The sequence below is a fragment of the Mesobacillus maritimus genome, assembly GCF_023715205.1.
Classification (GTDB): domain Bacteria; phylum Bacillota; class Bacilli; order Bacillales; family Cytobacillaceae; genus Mesobacillus_B; species Mesobacillus_B maritimus_C.
Genome location: NZ_JAMBNR010000024.1, coordinates 36041 through 43088 on the forward strand (window position 1 = coordinate 36041; position 7048 = coordinate 43088).

Genomic DNA, 7048 nt, shown 5'->3' on the forward strand with positions numbered 1-7048 from the left:
TCATCTATAATTGTTTGAAATTTTAATAAATTTTATTAGCCCAATCATACATGATGACAAGGATTTGACCAAGTATTTAGTCTCAATGAAGAAAAAATGGAGTTTGAAATACTTAAAAATGGATTTGAGCCGAAATTTTTGCTATGAATGCCAGATTTTTTGCACCATGTCCATTGAAACAATGATAGGGAGTTGAACGAATGGTACTATTGCCCAAAATTTCAGAGGAGTTTTTAGTTGCAATCTTGGCGAGTATTGATGAGGCAATTCATGCGGTCAATACCGACGGTGTTACGATTTATTACAATGAAGTAGCCGCCAAGCATGACGGCCTCCGAATTAATGAGGTTTTGGGGAAGCCATTACTTGAGATTTTTCCATCTTTAAATGAAAAGTCGAGTACACTCATAAAAGTATTAAAGACCAAGAAACCAATCTACAATCAATCACAGAGTTTTATTAATTTATACGGTAAAAAGATAGAAACGATAAACACAACCCTCCCAATTTTTTCAAGTGGTAAATTCCTAGGGGCCGTGGAGATTGCTAAAGACTATTCAAAAATCAAAGAGCTTGCTGAAAAATTAGCAGATATCCAAAAAAGCTTAAAGGTAAAATCAACAAAGGAAACGGAGCCGCAAGCTCATTTTCAATTTGAAGATATTCTTACGAAAAATAAGGTTTTTCTAGAAACGAAAAAAAAAGCGGAAAAACTGGCAAAGTCTCAATCTCCCATTCTTATTTTTGGGGAAAGTGGCACCGGAAAAGAGTTATTTGTGCATGCCATTCACCAGGCTTCAACAAGGCAGAAAGGTCCTTTCATCGCACAAAATTGTGCAGCTATACCGGAAAGCCTCTTAGAAAGCATCTTGTTTGGAACAACGAAAGGAAGCTATACAAGTGCAGTGGATCGACCAGGACTATTTGAACTTGCAGATGGAGGTACCCTATTTTTGGATGAGTTGCATACGATGCCGCTTGTGCTCCAAGCAAAATTATTACGCGTACTTGAAGACGGTTCCGTACGAAGAGTTGGTAGTACTAAAGAACAAAAAGTAAATGTCAGGGTTGTATCAGCAATGAACATTGACCCACTGAAAGCGTTAGAAAATAAGCTGTTAAGAGAGGATCTATTTTACCGTTTAAATGTTTTGACTTTCGAGCTAGTCCCTTTAAGAGAGCGGAAAGAGGATATCCTCTTTTTAACAAACAGGTTTATTCAGTCCTTTAATCTTCAACTGGTAAAAACGGTAGAAGGTTTAGATGAAGAGGTAAGTTCACTTTTTTTATCCCATGCCTGGCCAGGGAATGTAAGGGAGTTAAAACACACCATCGAATATATGATGAATTTATGTGAAGAGAGATTACTAACGACTACAGATTTGCCACCGATTTTCAAAACAAAAATCTATGAATCCTCCAAAGAGAAACCTAAGAATTTAAATACTAAATTACGTCAATATGAGAAAGAGTTAATTGAAGAAGCACTTAATGAAAGTGGCGGGAATATTCAACAAGCAGCCCGTTTACTGGGAATACCTAGGCAAACTCTACAATATAAACTGAAAAAATAACAACAGTCTGCTCAAAAATCGGCAGGCTGTTTTCTTTTTTTCTTCTTTTGCTTACTCTCTTCCTAAAATACATTTTGGCATGGTAATTGCATGTATATAAATAAACTGTTTTTAGGGGGAGCACATCATGAAATCATTTGTTTATAAACCTTCGCGTCATTGGAAGGAGATTGAACTATGGAAAGATGTAACGGAAGAACAATGGAACGATTGGCTATGGCAATTGACAAATACGATACGGACTTTAGATGACTTAAAAAAAGTCATTCATTTAACTCCAGAAGAAGAAGAAGGTGTTCGAATTTCAACGAAAACGATACCCTTAAATATTACTCCTTATTATGCTTCGCTTATGGATCGAGACGATCCTCGATGCCCTGTGAGAATGCAATCCGTTCCAATTGGAAAAGAGATCTATAAAACGAAATACGACCTTGAAGACCCTCTACATGAAGATGAGGATTCACCAGTACCGGGACTTACGCATCGTTATCCAGACCGCGTTTTGTTTCTTGTTACCAATCAATGCTCAATGTATTGTCGGTATTGTACAAGAAGAAGATTTTCAGGGCAAATTGGCATGGGGGTACCGAAGAAACAACTTGATGCTGCAATCGATTATATCCGAAGTGCAGAAGAAGTTAGAGATGTCCTTATTTCTGGAGGAGATGGATTATTAATTAACGATACGATTTTGGAATATATTTTGAAGAACTTACGGGAAATCGACCATGTTGAGATTATCCGGATTGGAACGAGAGCACCTGTTGTCTTTCCACAAAGGATAACAGAAAACCTCTGTAATATTTTGAAGAAGTATCATCCGATTTGGTTAAATACACACTTTAACACTTCCATCGAGATTACAGAAGAATCAAAGCGTGCATGTGAAATGCTCGCAAATGCTGGAGTTCCTGTTGGAAATCAGGCTGTGATCCTTGCCGGAATTAATGACAGTGTTCCGATTATGAAAAAGCTTATGCATGATCTCGTAAAGATTCGAGTTCGTCCTTATTATATTTATCAATGTGATTTGTCGGAAGGAATTGGCCATTTCCGAGCTCCAGTTTCGAAAGGGCTCGAAATTATCGAGGGATTAAGAGGACATACAAGTGGATACGCTGTACCGACTTTTGTCGTCGATGCGCCTGGTGGTGGAGGCAAGATTGCCCTTCAACCCAATTATTTAATTTCACAAAGTCCGGAGAAGGTTGTATTGCGCAACTTTGAGGGGGTTATTACTTCCTATCCAGAACCGGAATCGTATGTTCCAGGGCAAGCCGAAAATTATTTTAAGAAAATTTATCCAGAATATGATAAGAAAAAATCAAATGTTGGAATTGCTGCGGTAATGAATGACAGTAAATTTAACTTAGTCCCTGAAGATTTACAACGTCTAGATAGACGACAAAAATATGAAACCGATCCAAAACACGCATCCTTAAAAGATAAGCGACAAAAGCGGGACGAATTAAAAGAAAAGAAGTTCCAAGCCCAGCAGAAAAAAATTAGTAGTGATAGTAGTCAACCTGAGCAGAAAGGGGATTGAAATGGATAATAAAACGAAGAAAGAACAAGTTTGTGATTGGTGTAGCAGTTTGGCAGAAGAAGAACAGCATACGGTATTTTGGGAATTACCAGATGGTACAAGAGCAATTGAAATTTCGAATGTACCTTGCATCCATTGTTCAAGCTGCGGAATGATTTACTCGACTGATAAAATAACAAAGGATATAGAAGATCAATTATTATTAGTTGATACGAAACAAATACCAAAGACCATCAATTATAACGAATTGATGTCGCTACCGAGATTATTAAAACGTAACTATTTTGACTTTTTTTCTTGATAAAGAATTCCCATTTGGGGAATTCTTTTTTTGTTGTTTTTTAAATTTATTTGACGAAGTTTATGAATAATAAGTAGAAAAATTATCTTAAGTAAATGGAGAAACTTTTCCGGGGATTTCATCTTTAAATCCCTAATAGCATTGTTCTTATAATAGGTAAGGTTAAGATTTCAACCTGACTTATAATAGACGTTATTTTGTTAAAAAGAAAAGGCGTTATGGTAAAGATTGTTGATAAAATCCTAATAAGTTAGTAGGCTCTTTTCACCTAATGTAAAGTTATTTTCCAATGGAAACTTTGCTAATTCTTAACATTTTTTCTCTAAAAGCGTTAAAGTTTAAGAAAAAAGCCATAGAAAAAAGGATTGTTATATGGTCACTTAGTATGGTATATTCGAGAACGTGTTGTTAAGTTTATTTCAGAATATTAACGGAGTTATTTTAATTCACATATAAATGATTTTCCGTTGTCTATTATTACGTTGTTCGCAATATCGTAAAAGTTATTTGGAGGGCTTTTCTTGTCTAAGAATCAGACTAGTTCTATTGTGGTTATTTTGGGGTTTACGCTGTTTGCCTTGTTTTTTGGAGCAGGAAACCTTATTTTTCCTGTAATGCTTGGACAAATGTCGGGTACGAATGTTTGGATAGCTGTAGCAGGTTTTATTGTTACAGGGGTTGGACTTCCGCTCCTAGGTGTTCTTGCTTTTAGTTTTGCGGGGAGTGGTGATTTACGAACCATATCAAACCGAGTTCACCCTGTATTTGGACTTGTATTCACGACAACCTTATATTTAGCGATTGGACCGCTATTTGCAATTCCTAGAACAGGTACAGTGTCCTACGAGGTCGGAATTAAGCCATTTATTACAAACGTGGACAGTCCTGTTCCATTAGCTATTTTCACCGTGCTATTCTTTGGAATTACTTGTTATCTTTCGTTAAATTCTTCGAAAATAGTGGATCTCATGGGGAAAGTTTTGACTCCTCTGTTATTAACAAGTATTAGCATATTAATTATAACGGCATTATTAAATCCGGTTAATCGCCTTTATGCTCCAGTTGACTCCTTTGAAAAATCAGCTTTTTTTAAAGGTTTCCAAGAAGGATATTTAACGATGGATGCTTTAGCATCGTTTGTCTTTGGCATTTTTATCATTCAGGCGATTAGAGAAAAAGGGATTACGGAAAAAAAACAAGCGATGGTGATTTCCCTAAAAGCCGCGCTTTTAGCCGCAGCTTTGTTAGCAATCATTTATGCTTCGCTTGCCTATATTGGTGCAGGAAGTGTTGCAACATTAGGATATTTGGAAAATGGTGGATTGGTTATTAGTAGAGTCGCAGAGCTATATTTTGGCTCATTCGGTCAACTTCTATTAGGTGGAATTGTAGTCGCAGCCTGTTTGACGACAAGTGTGGGCTTAATAACTTCCTGTGCGTCATATTTTCATCAACTAATCCCTGCTGTTTCATACAGAAAGTTCGCGATCTTATTTTCTTTGCTTAGTGGAATTTTTGCTAACGTTGGCTTAACGGAACTCATTTCTATATCTGTTCCTGTTTTGACGACCATTTATCCTGTTGCAATAGTCTTGATGGTACTAGTGTTTCTGAATCGTTTTATCGATGGGAAGTCTAATATTTATCTGACAAGCATTGTCTTCACATTATTTGTGAGTATATTTGATGGGTTGACCGCTGCGGAAATTCATTTTCCTGTTATCAATCACTTATTCAGTGAATGGCTGCCTCTTTATGATGTGGGTTTGGGATGGACTCTGCCAGCGATTATTGGAGGGCTCATTGGGAGTTTAATTGAATGGATTAAAAGTAAAAAGCATTTTCAATACAAAGGTATAACGATACAGAAAAACACCTCTTATAAATAATAAGAGGTGTTTTTCTGTATCTCTAATAATAAAAGCTTATAAGGATAAATTTTTCGCATCTTGACTTGAAATAGGTAAGGAAATAACTTTTCCTCCAATTTGTACATGGATGGTATCCTTGAAAATAGCCTTAACAATTCCTTTAAGAGATATAGTCGAATCTACAGATAGTGTGTTTTTTTCTTGATTCTCTGCTTTCATCTGATTATCACCTTCCATAGGTTTTTGTTAAAACTGAGGTTTAAACATACTATAAGTTAAGTTAATTTAATTCAATTTACTGCCCCTTCATGCTAAAACATGAAGTGTAGTTCAAGTATTCCATATGCAATAACCATTGTCAATAAAAACACTTACATACTGTTGGTTGCCTGGAAAGTTTTATTTCCGTTGATCTGCATGTTACTCCCCATCCCTACTCATACTAAAATAAAGCTACGATGATAGGGGTTGTTAGATGAGAAAATATATCATGCTTTTCATCTTAATACTATTTATTACATCAGCTGGTGCCTTGGTTGTGGCCAACCCACTAACTAAAAGGAGTTCTAATAATAATGCAGATATAAGGATAATTGATCGTAATAAAACCAATCAACCTATCCAACTAGAAGCCAACATCCCCTACAAAAAAATTGGAAAAAAACAGCTAGCTATTCATTTGCTTATTCCTAAAAATACGAAAAAGGAACTCCCTCTAATAATATTCATTAAAGGGAGTAGTTGGGGAAAATATCAGCCACAGGATACCTATCAATTTATTCCACAACTCGTTAAGCTAGCCGAAAGGGGTTATATCGTCGCTAGTATAGAGCATCGAACTAGCCATGAAGCAAAGTTTCCTGCGCAACTGGAGGATGTAAGATCCGCTGTTGTATTTTTAAAGGAATATGCCCATAAATACAACATAAATCCAAACGCTATTGGTTTATGGGGGACTTCTTCTGGAGCACATTTGTCAGCTCTATTAGCGACGAGTTGTCAAAGTAAGGAATTTGTGGTGAAAGGTAAGCCATCTAGTGATACCTGTGTCCAAGCAGTTGTGGACTGGTATGGTCCAACAGACTTTTTGCAAATGACGAAGGCTTCCCAATCCTACAATGCAGAGCATCCAAAATCTGCTGAGTCATTGTTAATAGGTGGGCCAATTCTTGAACATAAGGAATTGGTTAAAAAGGCAAACCCAATTACTTACGTTACTCCAGATGCACCACCTTTTTTGATTATGCACGGAGATAAAGATGAAAGGGTTCCATTTCATCAAAGTGAGTTATTGTATAATGCCTTAAAAAGAAAGAATGCTGATGTGACTTTATATAGAGTTAAGGGTGGAGGTCATGGAACAACGAGTTTTTTAAGCCAGGAAATTTTAGAAACCGTATATCAATTTTTTGATGAACACTTAAAATCTAAATAGTATCACTCATGAAGGAGGTTCTTTCTTGAAAAATAAACAAAGTTATTTAGATCAAAGAAATGATTTTACTGGTCCAGAAAAAGGGAAACGAGGCTATCCTAATCGGCCGGAAAAAGTTCAAATTAAAGATGAGAATGCAAATAAATCAACCAAATAAAATAGAATTTACTCAAAAAACTGTCATAGTTGACAGTTTTTTGTGCGACGGGCAGTCGCATTGAGTGTTGACTGAAGTCAACACTCTTCTTGCATTTTCGGACAGAGACGTCATTTCGATGAAACGACTGAAAGAAGAAAATGTAATAGAATCCCAGATGG

At 36.3% G+C, this 7048-nt stretch carries 7 protein-coding genes; 6 read left to right on the plus strand and 1 reads right to left on the minus strand.

Going from position 1 to position 7048, the window contains the following annotated elements:
• Positions 1-200: 200 nt before the first annotated feature.
• The 4 genes from M3182_RS23645 to brnQ all read left to right on the plus strand — a co-directional run bounded on the left by M3182_RS23645 (position 201) and on the right by brnQ (position 5313).
• Entirely contained in the window at positions 201-1574 is a 1374-nt protein-coding gene (locus M3182_RS23645; RefSeq protein WP_251560332.1) for a sigma-54 interaction domain-containing protein, read from the plus strand.
• Positions 1575-1701: 127 nt separating this feature from the next.
• Positions 1702-3123, plus strand: coding sequence for a lysine 2,3-aminomutase (kamA, locus tag M3182_RS23650; RefSeq protein ID WP_251560334.1), 1422 nt, complete (start codon positions 1702-1704; stop codon positions 3121-3123).
• A gap of 1 nt (position 3124) precedes the next feature.
• Positions 3125-3424, plus strand: coding sequence for a YokU family protein (locus M3182_RS23655; RefSeq protein WP_251436723.1), 300 nt, complete (start codon positions 3125-3127; stop codon positions 3422-3424).
• A 521-nt stretch (positions 3425-3945) separates the two neighbouring features.
• Entirely contained in the window at positions 3946-5313 is a 1368-nt protein-coding gene (gene brnQ / locus M3182_RS23660; RefSeq protein WP_251436720.1) for a branched-chain amino acid transport system II carrier protein, read from the plus strand.
• Between the two features lie 36 nt (positions 5314-5349).
• Here brnQ and M3182_RS23665 read toward each other — a convergent pair whose 3' ends face one another.
• Positions 5350-5514 (minus strand): hypothetical protein, encoded by a 165-nt coding sequence (locus tag M3182_RS23665; RefSeq protein ID WP_251437729.1) that lies wholly within the window; start codon positions 5512-5514, stop codon positions 5350-5352.
• A 256-nt stretch (positions 5515-5770) separates the two neighbouring features.
• On the opposite strand from M3182_RS23665, the gene M3182_RS23670 reads away from it, so the two are divergent.
• Complete coding sequence (locus M3182_RS23670) at positions 5771-6730, plus strand: prolyl oligopeptidase family serine peptidase (protein WP_251560336.1); 960 nt, start codon at positions 5771-5773, stop codon at positions 6728-6730.
• A 25-nt stretch (positions 6731-6755) separates the two neighbouring features.
• Positions 6756-6887 carry a hypothetical protein gene (locus M3182_RS26265; RefSeq protein WP_285869383.1) on the plus strand — a complete coding sequence of 44 codons (132 nt, stop codon included), beginning with the start codon at positions 6756-6758 and terminating at the stop codon, positions 6885-6887.
• Positions 6888-7048 lie beyond the last annotated feature (161 nt).

Bases quoted from the DNA above. Each gene is read 5' to 3' on its own strand.
- M3182_RS23645 (WP_251560332.1), top strand. From the start codon at position 201: ATGGTACTATTGCCCAAAATTTCAGAGGAGTTTTTAGTTGCAATCTTG.
- kamA (WP_251560334.1), top strand. From the start codon at position 1,702: ATGAAATCATTTGTTTATAAACCTTCGCGTCATTGGAAGGAGATTGAA.
- M3182_RS23655 (WP_251436723.1), top strand. From the start codon at position 3,125: ATGGATAATAAAACGAAGAAAGAACAAGTTTGTGATTGGTGTAGCAGT.
- M3182_RS23665 (WP_251437729.1), bottom strand. From the start codon at position 5,514: ATGAAAGCAGAGAATCAAGAAAAAAACACACTATCTGTAGATTCGACT.
- M3182_RS23670 (WP_251560336.1), top strand. From the start codon at position 5,771: ATGAGAAAATATATCATGCTTTTCATCTTAATACTATTTATTACATCA.